Here is a 19,196-nt window from a genome sequence, read left to right on the forward strand (position 1 = left end):
CAATGCTGCTTCCCGCCGCCGATCTCATCGCCCGAAACCGCCACAGTCGCACCCGCAAGCGCAATCTTGTCATCGGCCTACTTCTGGTCATTCTTGCCGCATTCTTCCTCCTCACTTTGATGCTCGGGCAATCCTTTACTCCGCCGAAAGATGTCATCCGGGTGCTTCTGGGTGAAGAGGTTCACGGAGCAAGCTTCACGGTCGGCAAACTGCGCCTGCCGCGTGCCGTTCTGTCCGTACTGGCAGGGCTGAGCTTTGGCCTCGGCGGTGTTGCATTCCAGCTTATGCTTCGCAATGCGCTGGCAAGCCCTGACATTATCGGCATCAGTTCGGGCGCAAGCGCTGCCGCCGTTTTTGCAATCGTCGTGCTCTCAATGAGTGGGCCGGTTGTTTCCGTCTTCGCTGTTGTCGCCGGACTTGCCGTGGCGCTCGCTGTCTATGGCCTTTCCTTCAGGAACGGGATTGCCGGAACCCGACTTATTCTGGTCGGCATCGGTGTTTCGGCAATGCTCGAAAGCTTCATCGCCTATATTCTTTCTATCGCGCCCGCCTGGAGCTTGCAGGAAGCCATGCGGTGGCTGACCGGCAGCGTCAACGGTGCTCGGCTGGACCAGATGCTTCCGCTTCTGGTCGCTCTGATCGTCTTTGGCGGGCTGCTGCTGAGCCGGTCGCGCGATCTCGAAGCATTGCGACTTGGTGACGACAGTGCTGCAGCGCTGGGAACCCAGGTCGGGCGAACCCGGATCGTCATCATTATCGCTGCCGTCGGCATGATTGCCTTTGCCACATCCGTCGCCGGACCTATTGCTTTCGTCGCCTTCCTGTCCGGGCCTATTGCCGCGCGCATCATCGGCAATAACGGTTCCCTTCTCATCCCGTCTGCGCTGGTCGGAGCCATACTCGTTCTCGTCGGCGATTATTGCGGACAGTTCCTGCTGCCGGGTCGCTACCCGGTCGGCGTCATTACCGGGGCTCTCGGCGCTCCCTATCTCATCTATCTCATCATACGCGCCAACCGCAGCGGGGCATCCCTATGACCGACCACACGCTTATCGTTCGCCAATTGACCACCGGCTATGGCGACAGGCTTGTGCTGGACGGTCTCGATCTTGAGATACCGTCCGGCAAGGTGACCGCAATAGTCGGAGCAAATGCGTGCGGAAAGTCCACACTTCTGCGAACAATATCGCGACTTCTGACGCCGCGCCGCGGACAGGTACTGCTTGACGGCAAGTCGATCCACACGCTTCCATCCCGGCAACTGGCACAGAAACTCGGCCTGCTGCCACAGTCGCCAATAGCACCGGAAGGCATATTGGTTGCCGATCTCGTCAGCCGGGGACGGAACCCCTATCATGGCGTTTTCTCGCGTTGGACGCGGGCAGACGACGAAGCAATCGCATCAGCTCTTGAGGCCACCCGGACAACCGAACTGGCCGATAGACCAGTAGATGAACTTTCAGGCGGTCAGCGCCAGCGTGTATGGATCGCCATGGCGCTGGCGCAGCAGACCGATATTCTCCTGCTGGACGAACCCACGACTTTTCTGGATATCAGCCATCAGGTCGAAGTGCTGGATCTGCTCACCGATCTCAACCAGGAACGGGGAACCACAATCGTCATGGTCTTGCACGATCTCAATCTTGCCGCCCGCTATGCAGATTTTCTGGTCGCAATGGCCGACGGGCGGCTGCATGTGACCGGGGCGCCCGACGGGGTGCTGACGGAACAGAATATCCGCGACGTCTTTCACCTGGAAAGCCGCATCATGACCGACCCGACCTCCGGTCGCCCCATCATGCTGCCCTTGGGACGGCATCGCCTCAAGGAAGAACCTTACAAAGATCAGGACGTGATTTCGACCGTGTAAGTTTAGACTTCCTCGCAGGCAGGCTGGCATCAACCTACCAGATTAGCCCGCATTTCAGGCAGTGCGCTCGATCACCCCTCATGCCGCGATCCGCAGATCGCGGCTTTTTCCGTGCTGACCGCACTTCACATGCAGAACTGGAGCTCAGGCCAGTTAGCCTTTTGCGCAGCGCCCCCAAATTATCTATAATAATTTCACTTGCGTCACGTTCTCGCTCCGCAATAATCTATATTTCATAGATTCTTTCCAATTTTATAGATAAAATGGAGCGCGCATGTTGAATACGGTGAAAGCGGCGTCGAAAAACAACGAAGAACCAGCGTTCAAATCGGAAGAAAGCGAATGGACGCTCGCTAGAGCCCGCATCCTCTATGATCTTCCGTTCAACGATCTTCTGTTCGATGCACAGAGCATTCACCGCGCGAACTTCAACCCCAACCGCGTCCAGCTCAGCAAATTGCTCAACATCAAAACGGGTGGCTGCCCGGAAGATTGCGGCTATTGCAGCCAGTCGGCGCATCATGCATCGGGCCTGAAAGCCTCTAAACTGATGAGCCTGGACACAGTTCTCGAAGAAGCACAGAAGGCAAAGGATAGCGGCGCGACCCGCTATTGCATGGGCGCGGCCTGGCGCAGCCCGAAGCCGCGTGATGAACCGGCCATCGTGGAAATGGTCAAGCAGGTGAAGGCGCTCGGTCTGGAAACCTGCATGACGCTCGGCATGTTGAATCCGGATCAGGCACAGACCTTTGCGGAAGCCGGCCTTGACTACTACAACCACAATATCGATACGTCGGAACGATTTTACCCACAGATCATCACGACGCGCAGTTTCGATGATCGTCTGGAAACGCTCGCCCATGTCCGGGAAGCCGGGATCAAGGTTTGCAGCGGCGGCATCCTCGGCCTTGGAGAAACCGAAGACGACCGCATCGACATGCTGGTGACACTGGCAAATCTGCCGACACCTCCAGAAAGCGTGCCGATCAACATGCTGATCCCGATGCCCGGATCACGACTGGAAAAAGCCTCTCCCGTTGATCCCATCGCCTTTATTCGGATCATCGCACTTGCGCGTCTGATGATGCCGCAATCGCATGTGCGCCTGACAGCCGGACGCAATTCGATGAGCGACGAAATGCAGGCTCTTTGCTTCTTCGCCGGCGCAAACTCGATCTTTATCGGTGACACGCTGTTGACCGCCGCCAATCCGGGCGAAGACCGCGACACAAGCCTCATGCGGCGGCTCGGCCTGACTGCCGATTCACTGGACACCCATGCATGAATGCCGATCCATTGGCCCGCTATGCCGCGAAGTTGAAAAACTTGCAGCGGCGCGGACGTCTGCGCACCCTTTCAGATAAGGGCGGGGCGGATTTCAGTTCGAACGACTATCTGGGCCTTGCCGCCGCGCCTGCTATCCGCGAGGCATTGATTGCCCAACTGGAAAACGGCCTTGTCAACGGGGCTGGCGGCTCACGATTATTGCGCGGCAATCACCGGGAACACGAACTTCTGGAAGCCGAAGCCGCCGCCTATTTCCGTTCGCCGTCGATGCTTTATTTCAGCAATGGCTATGCGGCAAATCTCGCGGTTCTCGCTACATTGCCGCAGCGCGGCGACCTGATCGCCTATGATGCGCTCATCCATGCCAGCGCACATGAAGGCATGAGAGCCGGAAAGGCCGAAGCCGTTTCGATCCCGCACAACGATGCGAACGCATTCGACAGGGCAATCCACGCCTGGCGCGCGAAGGGCGGAAACGGCACTCCCTGGATTGTGGTGGAAAGCCTCTATTCGATGGATGGCGACTGTGCACCGCTAACCGACCTCGTTGAAATTGCTGACCGGCACGATGCCTTTATCTTCATCGACGAAGCTCATGCCACGGGCGTGCACGGCCCAGATGGGCGGGGCTTTACTGCCGGGTTGGAAGGCCGACGAAATGTGATTGTGCTTCACACCTGCGGCAAGGCCATGGGCAATGCCGGTGGGCTGGTTGGAGCCGATCCAGTTCTTCGTGATTTTCTCGTCAACCGTGCACGACCTTTCATCTATTCGACTGCCCCCTCGCCCTTGCAAGTATCCGCAACGCGGCTTGCACTGAAGACCATGGCCGCCGAAGGCCATCGTCGGCACGAATTGCACCGGCTTATCAAGTTCGCCAATGAACAGTTCGCCAACCGTTTCGGAAAACGCGGCAGCGGAACGCAGATATTACCGCACATCATCGGCGATGCCGACCGCACATCGCGCATTGCGCATCGCATGCAGGCCGAGGGCTTCGACATACGTGCCATCCGCCCGCCGACAGTGCCTGCGGGCACGGCGCGGCTGCGTATCACCATCACGCTCAATGTCGATGAACCCACGATAGAACGCATGTTCGAGCATCTTGCAGCCGTCATGGCAGAGGAAATGATATGAGCCACATTTTCGTCATTACCGGCACTGATACGAACATTGGCAAGACCATCTTTTCCGCAGCCCTCGTGGATGCGCTCAACGCTTATTACTGGAAGCCGGTGCAGTCAGGACTGGAGGAGGCAACCGACAGCGAAACCGTGATCCAGCTTGCCGGACTTCCATCCCGGAAAATCATCCCGGAAACATGGCGCCTGAAAACACCGGCCTCGCCGCATCTCTCGGCACAGATCGACGGGGTGGAGATCGATACGGATGCGCTCGAAGTGCCGTCGGTCGATGCTCCTCTGGTGATCGAAGGCGCAGGTGGATTGCATGTACCGCTGACGCGCCGCACGACATTCATCGACGTTTTTGCGCGGTGGCAAAAGCCGGTCATTCTTTGTGCCAGAACCGGTCTAGGCACGATCAATCACACATTGCTTTCGCTTGAGGTATTGAACCGGCGCAATATTCCCGTGCACGGCATTGCCTTCATCGGCGATCCACAACCGGACACCGAACAGATCATCCCGGAACTGAGCGGCGTGCGTAAACTGGGCCGACTGCCGCGCCTTGCAACGCTCGATCCGGAAACGCTCCGCAGCGCTTTTCAGGCGCACTTCGACCTGAATATTTTTAGTGAGGCTTCCAAATGACCGGGCATTTGTCTCCTGTCTGGCATCCCTTCACGCAGCACGCTACGGAACCGGCTTTTCGCAAAATCGTCAGAACTGACGGCGCCTATCTGCAGGATGAAACCGGCCGTTCCGTGCTGGACGCCATATCGTCCTGGTGGGTGATCACCCACGGGCATCGCCATCCGACAATCATGACGGCAGTCCGGGACGCACTGGAACGCTTCGACCAGATTATTTTTGCCGAGTTCACCCACGAACCGGCAGAAAAGCTGGCGGAAGAACTGGTCAAGCTCGCTCCGCAGGGCCTCGCCCATGTGTTTTATTCCGACAGCGGTTCCACCTCGGTCGAAGTCGCGCTCAAAATGGCGCTTGGCTTCTATCACAATAGAAACGAACGGCGCTCGCGCATCGTGGTGATGGAGCATAGCTATCATGGCGATACGATCGGCACTATGTCCACCGGCGCGCGCGGCGTGTTCAATGCGGCTTATGAAGCCCTGCTGTTTCAGGTCAATACGATCCCGTTTCCCACAGCGGAGCGGGAGCAGGAAACACTCGATGCACTGGAGCAGTTCTGCCGCAGTGGCGAGATTGCCGCCCTATTAATTGAGCCGCTGGTTCTGGGTGCAGGCGGAATGAAAACCTACTCCGCACATCTTTTGGCTGCATTTCGACAGATTACGCAGCGTTACGGAACCCTCCTGATCGCCGACGAAGTGATGACGGGGTGGGGACGCACTGGCACCATGTTCGCCTGCGAACAGGCAGGCATCGCGCCAGACATTCTGTGCCTTTCCAAAGGCATTACCGGAGGGGCTCTTCCGCTGGCTGCAACTCTCAGCACGGCGGAAATCTTCGAGGCACATTTCTCGAAGGACCGCAGCCGCACATTCTTTCATTCAAGCTCCTATACGGCCAATCCGATAGCCTGTGCGGCTGCATGCGCCAATATCGAAGTCTGGCAAACGGAGCCCGTTTTGGACCGTATCGAAACACTGGGACGCTGGCATTCGGAAAGACTGGCGCAATTCCGGAACGACCCTCGTTTCACCAATATCCGCCAGCAAGGAACCATTGCGGCTCTCGATCTTGCAGCAGAACAAACCGGTTATCTTTCCGATGCAGGACCGAGAATAAAAGCCTTCTTCCGTGACAGAGGTGTGCTTTTGCGTCCGCTTGGCAATGTGATCTATCTGATGCCGCCCTATTGCGTAACACCCGCCGATCTCGACCTCGCCTATGAAGCGATTGATGCGGCAGCAGACATGATAAAGGTCGCTGCGCGATGAGCATTTCGAGCCGAATGGCAGGCTTCGGCCATTATGTGCCCGACCGCCGAATCGAAAATGCCGAACTGGAACAGCGTTTCGGGCTTGATGCAGGCTGGATCGAAAAGCGCACCGGCATTCGGGAAAGGCGCTGGGCAGAACCGGATGAAACGCTGACCGATATGGCGATGAAGGCCGGAGCAATGGCGCTCGACGATTCCGGTCTGCCGCACAACTCCGTGGCACTCGTCATTCTTGCCACATCGACACCCGATCATCTTCTGCCACCCTCCGCCCCGCTTCTCGCCCTCAAGCTCGGCCTGAAAAATTGCGGTGGCGTCGATCTGGCGGGTGCCTGTTCGGGGTTCCTTTATGCGCTTGTGCTGGCCGACAGCTTTGTCAAAAACTTCCGAAAACCGGTTCTTGTCGTGGCGGCCAATATATTGAGCCGCCGCATCAATATGGCGGAACTCAACACGGCAATTCTCTTTGCCGATGCTGCCGGGGCCATCCTGCTGGCACCGTCCAGCGACCCGCGCGAAGGACTTGCTGGAGCAGCACTGACGTCTGATGGCGACAGTTATGGCCTGATAACCATTCCGGCTGGCGATACAAGAATGACCATGCCGGACGGAAAAGCCGTCTTCGCACAAGCCGTTCGCATGATGACAAGTTGCGCAACAAATGCCCTTGAACAAGCGAGCCTTACCGCCGCCGATGTGGGCCGGTTTTTTCCTCATCAGGCAAATGCGCGGATCATCGACACAGTCTGCGACCAGTTGCAGCTGCCTGCTTCCATCGCCGCCAGAACGATTGAAACATTCGGTAATTCGTCGGCAGCCACGATTCCGCTGTCGCTGTCGCTGGCATCGCGTTCGCGCCCCTTCCAACCCGGCGAACCGCTGCTTTTAACGGCAGCTGGCGCTGGAATGCTTGCAGGCGCTGCCGTCTGGAGAATTGGCAGCGGCTGAAACTCGATCACGCCTCGTGCTGGTTACGATATAGCTCGTAGGCAAAACGTGCGCGAACGCCGATATCGAGAAACGGCCTTGGCGGAACAGCCGACGGCGTTCCAAGGCTCAACATATCGGATATCAGCCCGTTATCCTCACCCAGTGCCATTTCGGCAGCGAGCCTTCCGCTGATCGTGCCCTTGGCGACGCCAACAGCGTTCTGGCAAACGGCACTCCAGACATTCGCTGCAACCTTCCCGAAACCCGGCGCACCATTGCGAGACAGACAGATATAGCCAGTCCATGTGTGTTCGACATCGACGCCGTGGAGCATCGGGAACCGCTCGTCGAAAAGGCGCTGATGATCCTGACGGATCGAAGCGCGGCGCATATCCGACTGACGCATACCAGGACAGAAATGGATATTCTGCCGGATGAGAATGCGACGATCGTTGGTATAGCGCATCGTGATGCCTGCAAAGGCGTTGGCAGGTGTGGATCCCCAAGACCCTATATTGCCAAGAACGGCTTGTTCCTTTTCGGTCAGGGGCCTGGTGAAGCTGGCATGAGCCGCAAAGTTCAAGAGTCGACCCTTCCAAAAGCCGAAACGCATCGCGAAGCCGTTAACCGCCACAATCGCCTTTGGGGCCGTTACGGTTCCGTCAGCGGTCCGCAGAACGACTTTTGCACCGAAATCCGCCTCCAGCACCGGCGACGATTCATAAAGCGTCACATTCTCCGGCAAAGTGTCACCCAATCCGCGATTGAGCGCAGCCGGATTAATCAGAACCGTACCTGGCGTATAGATGGAGGCGGCGAAATGCGGTGTGCCGAGACGCTTCGCCGTTTCCTTGCCGTCCAGCCATTCATAAGGCTCGTTCAGCGTCTTCAGCATCTCCAGCGTCGGCTGTAAAATCTCTTCCGCACCGCGCTCCGATGAAGCTGTGTGATATTTTCCGTCTTCACTCCAGTCGCAATCAATACCATGCGTTTTAACGCTATCGCGCAAGGAACCTATACCTGCACGAGCCAACCGCAGATAGGCGTGGCCTTTTGCCAGCTCCTCCAGAGACGACCCTACATTGTGCGGGAGATCGATGGCAAAACCGGAGTTGCGCCCCGACGATCCTTCACCAAGCTGCTGCCCATCCAGCACGACGATCTTAGCATCCGGCCGCAGCTCTGCGAGACGACGGGCAGCACCAAGTCCGGCAAAACCGGCACCGATCACAACGAAATCCGCAACGACATCACCACGCAAGGTCGGCTTTGGTGCACGCGCTGGCAGAAGTGCACTCCAGCCATTTGTCTTGTCATCCTGCGGGAGTAGTCCGATCTTCTTCATGGTCTGCTCTCAAGCTGCTGCGCCCAGTTGGACGGATAAAGGCTGTAAAATACCAGTGCATTTTCAGCGAAATAGGTGAGTTCTGTTCCAGAAGGCAGCCAGATCGTGTCAAACTGGCCAGCTTGCAGCGTCTCCCGCTCGGTTTCAATCGAGAGCTGTCCGTCAAGCACAAGGACGAGCTCGTCGTACTTTACCTGCCAGGGAATACGAGCATTGTTGAAACGAGCGAAGCCACCCGCAAGCTTGCTTCCGTCCTCGACGCCTGCCACTTCAACGACATTCGCCATTTCAGGAAAAGCAAAACGAGGCTGAAATTCCAAGGATGAAAACTGCATCACCCGGGGTGGTGTTTTAAGATTGTCCGCCAATGTCTTCTCACATGTCAGGCTAACGATTTTGCCTGAACCGCTCGCATAAAGTACATAAGTGTCCACAATATGCAATCTTTATGATCAAAGATTCTGCGCTCTGATCTTCAATCCGATAAATTCAACTGTGCCACGCCATCGGCAACTACCAATTTTCTTTTATTATCAATTAATTAGAACAGCGAAGCTTTCTACGACGACTTTTCGTCAACGAAGAAAGAGCTGGCTCGGGAAATTTGAACAGGGGGGATAAGTGGAATTTCTGCCTGACTTCGGCTTAGATGCCGTGAACAGGAGATACCATGACGAGACGACCGCGCCGGAACCATAGCCCGGCTTTCAAGGCAAAAGTGGCGCTCGCCGCCATTCGAGGCGAGCAGACGCTGGTGGAACTGTCCCAACAGTTTGACGTGCACGCCAACCAGATCAAGCAATGGAAAGACCAGCTCCTTGAGGGGGCGACAGGCGTTTTCGGCGATGAAGCGAAGGCGGAACCGACGGGTCCAACCGTCGATGTCAAAACGCTGCACGCCAAGATCGGGGAGCTGACGCTGGAGAATGATTTTTTAGCCGGAGCGCTCGGCAAGGCGGGATTGCTGAGCGGAAAGAAATGATCGACCGCGAGCACAAGCTGTCCGTCGTGCGTCAGGCGAAGCTTCTCGGCTTCAGCCGTGGCAGTGTCTATTATTCGCCGCGTCCGGTGTCTGACGGCGATCTGGCTCTGATGCGCCGGATCGACGAGTTGCATCTCGAATACCCGTTTGCCGGAAGCCGGATGTTGCAAGGGCTCTTGAGGGGAGAAGGGTTACAAACCGGTCGACTGCACGTCGCCACGCTGATGAAGAAGATGGGCATCGAGGCGATCTACCGTCGCCCGAACACGTCGAAACCGGCACCTGGGCACAAAATCTATCCCTACCTCCTGCGCAAGCTGGCGGTTACCAGACCCAATCAGGTTTGGGCGATGGACCTGACCTATGTTCCGATGGCTCGCGGATTTGTCTATCTCTGCGCCGTTGTGGACTGGTTCAGCCGGAAGGTTCTGTCGTGGCGACTGTCGATCACGATGGAGGCAGCCTTCTGCATCGAAGCAGTCGAGGAAGCGCTGGCCCGTTATGGCAGACCCGACATATTCAATACCGATCAGGGCTCGCAGTTCACCTCGATGGACTTCACGACGGTGCTGAAGAAGGCGGAAATCGCCATCTCGATGGATGGCAAGGGTGCGTGGCGAGACAACGTCTTCGTCGAGCGGCTCTGGCGTTCGATCAAATACGAGGAAGTCTACCTCCACGCCTATAAAACAGTGTCCGAGGCCCGCGCTGGCATCGGCCGCTATCTGACCTTTTACAATAGCCGACGCCCACATTCATCCCTTGACCGGCAGACACCGGATCAGGCCTACTTCAACGCGCTGGCACCAATGATGGTGGCGGCATAATCGAGGCGGAAATCCACTTAGCGAAACGCCCGAAACTGTTCAGACAAACCGAGCCACCTCTGAAAGCGTATTCATTTCTGTCTATAAATGGGATATCAAGACACGACGTCGGGATGATCATCCTGACGCTTTGCCGCCGCCTTCTCAAGAACAGCCATGTCATCCGGCGTTGGCTCAATCCCGGAAAAGGTTTTGAGATAGTCTTTTACCCTGCCCATTCGCATGGGAAGCGTCTCCTTCATCTGCAGCGTAAAGTGGCCGATCTGCGTGAAGTAAAGCACCCTGGCGCGCGTGCTCGCCTCATCTTCCGGATAGCCGAAACGCGCAAACATGCGTGTGAGAGCCTCCATGCGCTGGCGGTCTGACTCTTCAACGACCGAACGAATACGTGGCTCGTGACGCCCCCAGAAACGCACGGCAACATCAAGATCGGGCTCGAAGAGATTGTCATCAATCCAGCATTCGAACACATTGCAGACCGCCTTGTTGATCGTTGGCGCGGGCCGCATGGCGCGCTCGATAATTGGCCCGGTATTCTTGCTCAACCAGTGATCCAGCAACTGATCCTGCAAGTCCTGAATGCTTTCGAAAAACCAATAGAAGCTTGAGCGAGAAACACGTAGTTTTTTCGCCATCACCTGGATTTTGACTTGATCGATGCCTTCGCCGATCAACGTTTCCTTGGCCAGATTAAGCCAATCTTCCTTGGTGGAGCGACCACCGCCAGCTACCTCCAAGGAATTATCCACGTGGTTCATCGTTTCAACTCTCCACTGCTGGCTGCAACTGTTCGTTTTAACGCGCACCCTGTTCCGAACAACCATACTTTTCGGGATGCGCTCCCAAATATCGTACGCACATTTCTTGCACTATACGAGAAACAGTAAATGGTTTCACACGCCTGTCTTATATTTTTCATTTCCATATTTCCGAAGCAAGCCGCATGTAGTTTTCACCCATAACGTCTCTTACAATGCCTTCGGGATGGCCGCGTCGCAAAAGTATTTCAGCGATTTGGATCATACTGGACGGTGGCGCATATTCTGTTTTCATGGAGCCGTAATTGGCACTCTTGGGCCAATATTCAGGATGAGCGGCGCGAATGATTTCGACATTTGGTATATTTGTATCGGGAAAGAAATAGTCGAGACCAATACCTACATGGCGGGGCCCGACGAGGTCTATGACATAGTCTATATGGTCCGCAATACGTTCTGGCGACGCATGATCACCTCCCAGAAAACGGTTCAAACCAACAATGCTGACAATGCCACCCGTGCGTGCGCAAGCGCGAATCTGATCATCGTTGATGTTCCGCTCATGATCGCACAAGACGCGAGGATTGGAATGAGAGAAGATAACCGGCTTGTCCGTATAGGCCATTACATCCATTGTCGTTTGGTAGCCTGTATGGGAGAGATCAACGAAAATGCCGAGCCGGTTCATTTCGTCGATCGCTGCCCGACCAAAAGCAGTCAGCCCACAAGGCTCATCATGGCAGCCACCGCCAGCCAGATTGTTCCTGTTATAAGCGAAAAGCATCTGCCGTACACCGAGCGCGTGATAGAATTCGATCATATCAAGCCGCCCGTTGAGTGCATTCATACCCTCAATGTCAAAGGTGATTGCCATCCGTCCCTGGCGTTTTGCGTCACGGATATGCTCTGCAGATGTTGCGAGCAGATAGTGTTCAGGGCGCGCCAGAAACCATTTACGGAAGGAGGAGAGGGTTTTGACCGTGTCATACCATGACATCACATCGAAACCCACATTAACGGACAGGTAACTAATACCCGCGCGACGCCAAAGGTCGAGATTATTGAGTGTTGCATCGGCATCCGGCATAAATCCGGAATGCGAATCCCACACGATCATATCAGCGTAGAGGAGTCCGACCTCTCCACAGACCTGCGCCTCGTTTGCTTTCAATTTACCCTCCCTAAGCCAGATCTGATGATAATTTCATTTAACGTATGGGGCATACTGCGTCCATACATAAATGTATGCAATCCCCTTCGCTTGAACAGCAGAGGATTCTGCGAGACCCCCTTTGCTGGAAAATCTAGGTATTACTTATTAACATCATGAAATTGTTATATTTATTTTTGTTTGCATTAGCGCATGAAAATGATGCGCCAGATCCAACCCTAATAGAAGCAGAGCTTCTTTCCACATTATGCTGGTTCTCAACTGGACATAAGTGAACATATGTGTTTAGGTCAATCAACGACCATCAAGAAAATGGGAACAGCAATTCCGCCAGAAATCGAGCTTTCCAAAATCCGGCCTCGCACCTTCGGGCGGGTCTCGATATGGCAGTTCGTGATCTGGTTTGTTGCACGGGGAGAAGGCAATGGACGACAATTTTGACAACCGCTCGCTGCTATCAGGTGGCTTCAGCCGACGTAAATTTCTGAAGGCCTCGGTAACGGCGGGCGTCGGATTGACGTTCGGGCAATGGCAAGCTGGAACAGCTTTGGCGGATGAAACGCCTAAGCGCGGCGGACACCTTAAGATCGGACTGAGCGGCGGAGCATCAACAGACTCGCTCGATCCTGCGACATACATCAGTTCGTTCGCTCTCTGTCTCTCGCGCAGCTGGGGGGATACGCTCGTTCAGACAGATCCGAAAACGGGTGCAGCACTGCCCAATCTCGCCGAAAGCTGGGTATCTTCGCCGGATTCCCAAACCTGGACATTCAAAATCCGCAAGAATGTAAAATTTCATGACGGATCGCTCCTGACTGCCGAGGATGCCGCGCAAACTTTGCGCCGTCATAGTGATAAAAAGTCGCGTTCCGGTGCTCTCGGCTTTCTATCATCGCTGGAGAACATCAGCGTAAAGGACGGAGATCTGGTTCTCAAGCTGAATGAGCCTAACATCGATCTGCCGCTGATCCTCAATGCCTATCATCTCGTTGTGCAGCCTGGTGGTGGCATCGATAACCCGGCAGCAGGCATCGGCACCGGTCCTTACAGGATCGCGAGTTTCCAACCGGGTGTCCGCGTTCTTCTGGAGCGCAACAAGGACGGCTGGCGCGATGACCGCGGCTATGTCGACAGTGTTGAATTGCTGGTCATCAATGATGTGACCGCGCGAACGGCTGCCCTTACTTCCGGGCAGGTTCATCTTATAAATCAATTAAGTGCGAAGACCGTTCCGCTTTTAAAGCGGGTACCAAACGTTGAAATCGTGAATGTGCCGGGACGCGGTCATGTCACCTTTCCAATGCGCTGCGACACCGGACCGTTTACCAATCCTGACCTTCGCATGGCGATGAAATATGCCATTGATCGCGAGCAGATGCTGCGCAACGCGTTTGGCGGCTTCGGCACGATCGGCAATGATTTCCCGATCAATACTACCTATCCGAATTTTCCTGCTGATATCGAGCAGCGCGCCTACGATCCGGACAAGGCCGCTTTCCATTTCAAGAAGGCCAATTATGACGGCCCTATCGTTCTGCAGGCTTCAAATGCCGTCTTTGCCGGTGCCGTCGATGCGGCAATTCTGTTGCAGGCGAGCGCTAAAGCTGCCGGTATTCAGGTCGACGTCAAGCGCGAACCGGAGGACGGCTACTGGACGAATGTGTGGCGTGTCGCGCCTTTCTGTATGTCGTATTACGGCAGCCGCCTGACACAGGACTTGATGTATTCGACCGAAAATCTTTCAACGGCCGCAACGAATGAGACCTATTTCAACAGTCCTCAACTCGACGGGATTTTGAAGAGCGCTCGCGCTGAAAAGGACGAAGACAAGCGTAAGACGCTTTATCAGGACGCCGCCGTGATCGTCCGCGACCAGGGTGGCTCGCTGATCCCTATCTTCAACAACTATATCAGCGCGAAGCTCAACTCTGTGAAAGGATATGTCGAAGATGTCGGCAATGACCTTTCAAACGGTTACGTCACCTCACGCGTCTGGCTAGAGTCCTGATTGCAAGGGAGCGGACGCAGCAATGAGCGTGTTGGCAAACAAGACAAACATCATAGGAAGATGGCTTAGCGGCAGCTCGATCGGAACACTGATCGCGCGCCGTCTCGGTCTGAGCGTCGTGCTTCTATTCTGCACGACGCTGCTGATCTTCGCAGGCGTCGAGGCCTTGCCCGGCGATTTTGCCTCCACCTATCTGGGGCAATCTGCGACACCACAGGCCGTCGCCAATATCCGCCACGATCTCGGCCTCGACCGTTCGGCTGGCGAGCGTTATGTCGCCTGGCTCTCGGGCATCACACATGGCGATCTTGGCACATCATGGGCAAACCGCAATTCGGTCGCCGAGCAACTGGGCAAGCGCTTAGCGAACTCCCTATTCCTTGCCGGGGTCGCCGGCGCCATCGCCATACCACTTGCCATTTTGCTCGGCATGATCTGCGTCCTTCATCGCAATCGCCTGACAGACCGTCTTATCGGCGTTGGGGCACTCGCCGCAATCTCGTTACCGGAATTCTTCGTCGGCTATCTGATGATCCAGTATTTTGCCGTGCAACTCGGTTGGGCAATCTTTCCGGCCACAGTCTATGACGGCATGCCGTTTCTGCAACGCCTGTCGGTCGTCGCCCTTCCGGTTGCAACACTGGTGATCGTCGTCCTCGCCCATATGATGCGCATGACACGTTCGGCAATTCTCAACGTGATGTCCGCACCCTATATCGAAACGGCTGAACTGAAAGGGCTCTCGGCATTGCGTGTCATCGCATCACATGCCGCTCCCAATGCCGTCGCCCCTATCGTCACGGTGGTCGCCCTCAATCTGGCCGCGCTCATTGTTGGCGTTGTGGTTGTGGAGGTCGTGTTCGTTTATCCCGGCATCGGGCAGTATATGGTCGATGCCGTTACGGTGCGCGACATGCCTGTCGTTCAGGCTTGCGGCCTCGTTTTTGCAGCGATCTATATCGTGCTCAATACGATTGCCGATATTGTTTCTCTGCTGGCCAATCCTCGCCTGAGGCATCCGCGATGAATTTTCAATCTGCTCCACTCAGCGCATGGATCGGCCTGGTAGGCCTTGTCACGATATTGCTATGTGCTCTCCTTGCACCCTGGATCGCGCCTTATGACAGCAACGCGATTGTTGGCGAAGTTTGGGCACCGTCGGGGGCTGAATTTCTGCTCGGTACCGATAATCTTGGGCGCGATCTCCTGTCACGTCTGCTTTTCGGCGCGCGGGCGACCGTATTCGTAGCGCTTGCGGCAAGCATCATTGCCTTTTCGCTTGGTGTTACACTCAGCTTCATTGCAGTCACCGTCGGCGGCACGACGGACCAGCTTATGTCGCGGATCAACGATCTCTTCATGTCGATCCCCGCGCTCATTCTGGCACTGATCGTTCTTGCTGCCCTACCATCTGGAACCTGGACCCTGATTGCAGTCATGGGACTGATCGAAGCGACCCGTGTCTATCGCATCGGACGTTCCGTAGCGCTCGACATCAGTGTCATGGATTATATCGAAGGTGCCCGTCTGCGCGGTGAGAGCACGCTGTGGATCGTCTTTCGTGAAATCCTCCCGAATGTGGCAGCACCCTTGCTGGGCGAATTCGGATTGCGGTTTGCCTTCTCCGTTCTTTATCTTTCCGCGCTCTCTTTCCTTGGTTTGGGCATTCAGCCGCCAGTTGCGGATTGGGGCGGCATGGTGAAGGACAACAAGGACGGTATCGTCTTTGGCATCTCGGCAGCACTCGTCCCCGGTGCCGCAATTGCCCTACTCGCGATCTGCGTCAACCTTGTGGTCGACTGGCTCATCAACAAGAGCGCTTCTACGCGGAGGAGCCGATAATGTCTGGCGGCCAGCACAATACGCTTCGCATTCACAACCTGCGGATAGAAGTTCCGGCAGCATCACCAATAGTTCTGGTCAACGACATATCATTCGAGGTCGGCAGCGGGCAGGTACTCGGTCTGATCGGCGAATCCGGAGCTGGGAAATCCACCATCGGCCTGTCCGCCCTCGCCCATACACGTGGCGGAGCCCGGATTACCGGCGGTGAAATCTGGCTCAACGAACAGAATATTTTGCAACTGCCCGGCAAGGCAGTACGCGGCATCCGCGGCACGGAAGTCTGCTATGTTGCGCAATCCGCTGCGAGCGCCTTTAACCCGGCTAAACAACTTGGCGATCAAGTTATAGAGGCGTCGGTTCACCACGGCGTTTTTACGCGGCAGAATGCACAAAAGCGTGCCGTCGAGCTTTTCCGTATTCTCGGTTTGCCGGAACCGGAACAGTTTGGAAAACGTTATCCGCATCAGGTATCCGGTGGCCAGCTTCAACGCGCAATGACGGCCATGGCCCTTTGTCCCAGCCCGAGCCTCGTCGTCTTCGACGAACCGACGACCGCGCTCGATGTGACAACCCAGATCGGTGTTCTTGCCGCCATCAAGGACGCGATAAGACAAACTGGAACGGCCGCTCTTTATATCAGCCACGATCTTGCAGTGGTGGCGCAGATTGCCGATGAAATCATGGTGCTGCGCCACGGCTCGATGGTCGAACACGGAACCGCAAGCCAGATCATCGAAAAGCCGGTTGAACCATACACGAAAGCATTGGTGAGCGCCAAGAACCCGGTACCCAAGAAGGCACCCCTCGACGGCCTGCCACTCCTTGTCGTAGACAAGGTCAGCGCTGGCTATGGTGCTGCGACTAACATACTGGAGGACATCAGCTTTAAGCTGCGGCGCGGAACCACACTTGCGGTCGTCGGTGAATCCGGTTCGGGCAAGTCAACGCTTGGACGCGTGATTACGGGACTGCTAGCACCGTCAGCCGGAACGATCCAATTTGATGGAACGGCACTCCCCGCTTCTTTCAACAAGAGACCCCGCGAATTATTGCGCCGTATTCAGCTGATCCATCAGATGGCGGATACGGCACTCAATCCCAGACACAGCGTCAGAGAGCTGATCGGTAGACCACTGTCGCTCTATTTCGGCATGAAAAAGACCGACCGGGAACAGCGTGTGCGCGAACTGCTCGACCAGATTGAACTCGGACCGCAATTTCTGGATCGCCTGCCATCGGAACTTTCCGGCGGACAAAAGCAGCGCGTCGCAATTGCCCGCGCGCTCGCTGCCAAACCAGAGCTTATCGTCTGCGATGAACCGACATCGGCGCTCGACCCGCTGGTTGCCGAAGGCATTCTCGAATTGTTGTGCCGCCTCCAGGCCGAAACAGCGATCAGCTATCTGTTCATTACCCACGATATCGAGATCGTGCGGGCTATCGCCGATAGTGTTGCCGTCATGCATCACGGTCGGATCATACGCTATGGCGACAAGACATCTGTCCTGTCGCCACCCTTCGATGACTACACGAAATTGCTTCTGGACAGCGTTCCCAAGCTCGAAATCGGCTGGCTGGACCGTCTGCAGGCAGAGCGCCGGAACACAGATAACAAGATCGATACAGACGGTTATCGGCAACTGGCACCAAACAGAACAATCAGGCAGGAGAAAGCAACATGAGCTGGCGTGAATACATTGATCGGGAACAGGAACGCTTTGTCGCGGATCTTCTGGACTTCATTCGCATCCCTTCGGTTTCGGCCGTGCCTGAACATGCTCCCGACGTAAAGCGTGCTGCTCAATGGATTGCCGACCGCCTCACCAAATCCGGCCTTGAAAATGTTGTCGTGCTACCAACCGCAGGCCATCCTTGCGTTTATGCCGATTGGCTTCATGCCGGGCCGGATAAACCGACCGTGCTTATTTACGGTCACTTCGATGTACAGCCAGCCGAGCCCTTCGACCTGTGGACGTCACCACCGTTCGAACCTGAAATCCGCGACGAACGTGTCTACGGTCGAGGGGCATCGGATGACAAGGGCAGCCTGCTGACATCGGTTTTTGGCGTAGAAGCGCTTTTGGCCACCGAAAAAGCCTTACCGGTCAATGTGAAGTTTATCTTCGAGGGGCAAGAAGAGATCGGCTCGCCTGATCTGCCGCCCTTTGTTGAAGAAAATCGCGAGCGGCTTGCTGCAGACATGATTTTCTCAGCCGATGGACTACAGTGGAGTGCAGATACACCGCAGCTAGTCATGGGACTGAAAGGTATTGTCGGGCTGGATATCGTTGTCACCGGCCCGCACTCCGATCAGCATTCGGGCCTGCATGGCGGCGGCATAGCAAACCCGGCAACTGCACTTGCCCAGATCCTGGCCTCCTTGAAGTCTGTCGACGGTCGCATCACTGTCGATAATTTCTATGACGATGTGTTGCCCCTGACCGATGATGACCGAGCTGCGATGGCGCGTATTCCGTATGACGAAGCCGACTATCTAGCCCAGTCTGGCGCACCGGCGACAGCCGGCGAACCGGGATATACAACCTATGAACGCCTCTGGGCACGTCCGACACTGGACGTGAACGGCGTATATAGCGGCTGGCAGGGAAGTGGTGTAAAAACCGTTCTGCCAGCCCAGGCGACCGCCAAGATCACCTGTCGCCTTGTTGCGGGTCAAACACCCCGACGCGTGGTGGAGCTTATCACCAAGCATGTCGAACGGCATCTTCCATCAGGTGTAACGGCGAAGGTCGTTCATCTGCCCGGCGACGCCGACCCGTTCATCGTTCCCTATGGGCATAATTCCAGCCAGATCGCAGCAAATGTTCTGGAGGAAGTCTATAACCGCAAGCCTTACATTGCCCGGCTCGGTGGTTCGATACCTGTCATGCAGACCTTGCTCGACGTTCTCGGTGTTCACGCCACAATGTTCGGCTTCTCGCATGGCGATGAAAATCTTCATGCGCCAGACGAGTTTTTCCGCCTTCCGGTCTTTCGCCAGGGGCAGATAGCCTATGCCCGTCTCTTGCTCGAGCTGGGGCGCACGAACGGCTGAAACTACGGCGAAACGCATGGCATGAAAGCTTCACCCGGTGTTTCGATAGCGTTTCAGAACCCCATTTCTG

The 19,196-nt window shown here is 55.9% G+C and carries 17 protein-coding genes; 13 read left to right on the forward strand and 4 right to left on the reverse strand.

All coding sequences use genetic code 11. The annotated features are described in order from the left end of the window. Positions 1 to 2 precede the first annotated feature (2 nt). The 7 genes from CQZ93_RS23645 to CQZ93_RS23675 all read left to right on the forward strand — a co-directional run bounded on the left by CQZ93_RS23645 (position 3) and on the right by CQZ93_RS23675 (position 7,153). On the forward strand, positions 3 to 1,037 hold the full coding sequence (locus tag CQZ93_RS23645) for a FecCD family ABC transporter permease (protein ID WP_105544950.1): 1,035 nt from the start codon (positions 3 to 5) through the stop codon (positions 1,035 to 1,037). Beyond that, positions 1,034 to 1,870 (forward strand): ABC transporter ATP-binding protein, encoded by an 837-nt coding sequence (locus CQZ93_RS23650; RefSeq protein ID WP_105544951.1) that lies wholly within the window; start codon positions 1,034 to 1,036, stop codon positions 1,868 to 1,870. The genes CQZ93_RS23645 and CQZ93_RS23650 overlap by 4 nt, the downstream gene beginning before the upstream one ends. A 274-nt stretch (positions 1,871 to 2,144) precedes the next feature. Continuing rightward, positions 2,145 to 3,155, forward strand: a complete 1,011-nt coding sequence (gene bioB, locus CQZ93_RS23655) for a biotin synthase BioB (protein ID WP_105544952.1) — start codon at positions 2,145 to 2,147, stop codon at positions 3,153 to 3,155. Continuing rightward, the gene (locus CQZ93_RS23660; RefSeq protein WP_105544953.1) at positions 3,152 to 4,297 is read left to right on the forward strand and encodes an 8-amino-7-oxononanoate synthase; all 1,146 of its coding nucleotides are present in this window, start codon (positions 3,152 to 3,154) and stop codon (positions 4,295 to 4,297) included. The genes bioB and CQZ93_RS23660 overlap by 4 nt, the downstream gene beginning before the upstream one ends. Continuing rightward, positions 4,294 to 4,932 (forward strand): dethiobiotin synthase, encoded by a 639-nt coding sequence (gene bioD / locus CQZ93_RS23665; RefSeq protein ID WP_105544954.1) that lies wholly within the window; start codon positions 4,294 to 4,296, stop codon positions 4,930 to 4,932. Before CQZ93_RS23660 ends, bioD begins: the two co-directional genes overlap by 4 nt. Next, entirely contained in the window at positions 4,929 to 6,203 is a 1,275-nt protein-coding gene (locus CQZ93_RS23670) for an adenosylmethionine--8-amino-7-oxononanoate transaminase (protein ID WP_105544955.1), read from the forward strand. Before bioD ends, CQZ93_RS23670 begins: the two co-directional genes overlap by 4 nt. Further along, positions 6,200 to 7,153 (forward strand): beta-ketoacyl-ACP synthase III, encoded by a 954-nt coding sequence (locus tag CQZ93_RS23675; protein ID WP_105544956.1) that lies wholly within the window; start codon positions 6,200 to 6,202, stop codon positions 7,151 to 7,153. The genes CQZ93_RS23670 and CQZ93_RS23675 overlap by 4 nt, the downstream gene beginning before the upstream one ends. 7 nt (positions 7,154 to 7,160) lie before the next feature. Here the strand turns inward: CQZ93_RS23675 and CQZ93_RS23680 are convergent, their stop codons facing one another. Together CQZ93_RS23680 and CQZ93_RS23685 are read right to left on the reverse strand one after the other, a co-directional pair. Then, positions 7,161 to 8,480 carry an NAD(P)/FAD-dependent oxidoreductase gene (locus CQZ93_RS23680; protein WP_105544957.1) on the reverse strand — a complete coding sequence of 440 codons (1,320 nt, stop codon included), beginning with the start codon at positions 8,478 to 8,480 and terminating at the stop codon, positions 7,161 to 7,163. After that, complete coding sequence (locus CQZ93_RS23685) at positions 8,477 to 8,800, reverse strand: hypothetical protein (protein ID WP_210201115.1); 324 nt, start codon at positions 8,798 to 8,800, stop codon at positions 8,477 to 8,479. Before CQZ93_RS23685 ends, CQZ93_RS23680 begins: the two co-directional genes overlap by 4 nt. Positions 8,801 to 9,150: 350 nt before the next feature. Between CQZ93_RS23685 and CQZ93_RS23690 the strand changes: the two genes are divergently transcribed. Next, positions 9,151 to 10,289, forward strand: a protein-coding gene (locus CQZ93_RS23690; protein WP_105541261.1) for an IS3 family transposase whose coding sequence is annotated in 2 segments (ribosomal slippage) — positions 9,151 to 9,418 and positions 9,418 to 10,289 — 1,140 coding nt in all. Because the reading frame shifts where the segments join, the coding sequence is not laid out codon by codon here. A 95-nt stretch (positions 10,290 to 10,384) separates the two neighbouring features. Here the strand turns inward: CQZ93_RS23690 and CQZ93_RS23700 are convergent. Next, positions 10,385 to 11,047: a TetR/AcrR family transcriptional regulator gene (locus CQZ93_RS23700; RefSeq protein ID WP_105544958.1), complete on the reverse strand. Its 663-nt coding sequence runs from the start codon at positions 11,045 to 11,047 to the stop codon at positions 10,385 to 10,387. A gap of 157 nt (positions 11,048 to 11,204) precedes the next feature. Continuing rightward, the gene (locus CQZ93_RS23705) at positions 11,205 to 12,218 is read right to left on the reverse strand and encodes a dipeptidase (RefSeq protein WP_181153460.1); all 1,014 of its coding nucleotides are present in this window, start codon (positions 12,216 to 12,218) and stop codon (positions 11,205 to 11,207) included. Positions 12,219 to 12,642: 424 nt separating this feature from the next. Here CQZ93_RS23705 and CQZ93_RS23710 point away from each other — a divergent pair, with 424 nt between their 5' ends. Genes CQZ93_RS23710 through CQZ93_RS23730 form a run of 5 tightly spaced genes read left to right on the forward strand, consistent with a single transcriptional unit; the run spans position 12,643 to position 19,126 of the window. After that, a complete protein-coding gene (locus tag CQZ93_RS23710) occupies positions 12,643 to 14,226 on the forward strand; it encodes an ABC transporter substrate-binding protein (protein WP_105544959.1) in 1,584 nt (527 codons plus the stop codon). Between the two features lie 22 nt (positions 14,227 to 14,248). Further along, positions 14,249 to 15,253, forward strand: a complete 1,005-nt coding sequence (locus CQZ93_RS23715) for an ABC transporter permease (RefSeq protein ID WP_105544960.1) — start codon at positions 14,249 to 14,251, stop codon at positions 15,251 to 15,253. After that, complete coding sequence (locus CQZ93_RS23720) at positions 15,250 to 16,068, forward strand: ABC transporter permease (RefSeq protein WP_105544961.1); 819 nt, start codon at positions 15,250 to 15,252, stop codon at positions 16,066 to 16,068. The genes CQZ93_RS23715 and CQZ93_RS23720 overlap by 4 nt, the downstream gene beginning before the upstream one ends. After that, complete coding sequence (locus CQZ93_RS23725) at positions 16,068 to 17,753, forward strand: ABC transporter ATP-binding protein (RefSeq protein WP_105544962.1); 1,686 nt, start codon at positions 16,068 to 16,070, stop codon at positions 17,751 to 17,753. The genes CQZ93_RS23720 and CQZ93_RS23725 overlap by 1 nt, the downstream gene beginning before the upstream one ends. Then, positions 17,750 to 19,126: a dipeptidase gene (locus CQZ93_RS23730; protein ID WP_105544963.1), complete on the forward strand. Its 1,377-nt coding sequence runs from the start codon at positions 17,750 to 17,752 to the stop codon at positions 19,124 to 19,126. The genes CQZ93_RS23725 and CQZ93_RS23730 overlap by 4 nt, the downstream gene beginning before the upstream one ends. Positions 19,127 to 19,196 lie beyond the last annotated feature (70 nt).

This window comes from Ochrobactrum vermis (assembly GCF_002975205.1).
GTDB classification, from domain to species: Bacteria; Pseudomonadota; Alphaproteobacteria; order Rhizobiales; family Rhizobiaceae; genus Brucella; species Brucella vermis.

Excerpts from the sequence above, each read along its gene's own strand:
- CQZ93_RS23645 (WP_105544950.1), top strand. The coding sequence starts at position 3 with ATGCTGCTTCCCGCCGCCGATCTCATCGCCCGAAACCGCCACAGTCGC.
- CQZ93_RS23650 (WP_105544951.1), top strand. The coding sequence starts at position 1,034 with ATGACCGACCACACGCTTATCGTTCGCCAATTGACCACCGGCTATGGC.
- bioB (WP_105544952.1), top strand. The coding sequence starts at position 2,145 with ATGTTGAATACGGTGAAAGCGGCGTCGAAAAACAACGAAGAACCAGCG.
- CQZ93_RS23660 (WP_105544953.1), top strand. The coding sequence starts at position 3,152 with ATGAATGCCGATCCATTGGCCCGCTATGCCGCGAAGTTGAAAAACTTG.
- bioD (WP_105544954.1), top strand. The coding sequence starts at position 4,294 with ATGAGCCACATTTTCGTCATTACCGGCACTGATACGAACATTGGCAAG.
- CQZ93_RS23670 (WP_105544955.1), top strand. The coding sequence starts at position 4,929 with ATGACCGGGCATTTGTCTCCTGTCTGGCATCCCTTCACGCAGCACGCT.
- CQZ93_RS23675 (WP_105544956.1), top strand. The coding sequence starts at position 6,200 with ATGAGCATTTCGAGCCGAATGGCAGGCTTCGGCCATTATGTGCCCGAC.
- CQZ93_RS23680 (WP_105544957.1), bottom strand. The coding sequence starts at position 8,480 with ATGAAGAAGATCGGACTACTCCCGCAGGATGACAAGACAAATGGCTGG.
- CQZ93_RS23700 (WP_105544958.1), bottom strand. The coding sequence starts at position 11,047 with ATGAACCACGTGGATAATTCCTTGGAGGTAGCTGGCGGTGGTCGCTCC.
- CQZ93_RS23710 (WP_105544959.1), top strand. The coding sequence starts at position 12,643 with ATGGACGACAATTTTGACAACCGCTCGCTGCTATCAGGTGGCTTCAGC.
- CQZ93_RS23715 (WP_105544960.1), top strand. The coding sequence starts at position 14,249 with ATGAGCGTGTTGGCAAACAAGACAAACATCATAGGAAGATGGCTTAGC.
- CQZ93_RS23720 (WP_105544961.1), top strand. The coding sequence starts at position 15,250 with ATGAATTTTCAATCTGCTCCACTCAGCGCATGGATCGGCCTGGTAGGC.
- CQZ93_RS23725 (WP_105544962.1), top strand. The coding sequence starts at position 16,068 with ATGTCTGGCGGCCAGCACAATACGCTTCGCATTCACAACCTGCGGATA.
- CQZ93_RS23730 (WP_105544963.1), top strand. The coding sequence starts at position 17,750 with ATGAGCTGGCGTGAATACATTGATCGGGAACAGGAACGCTTTGTCGCG.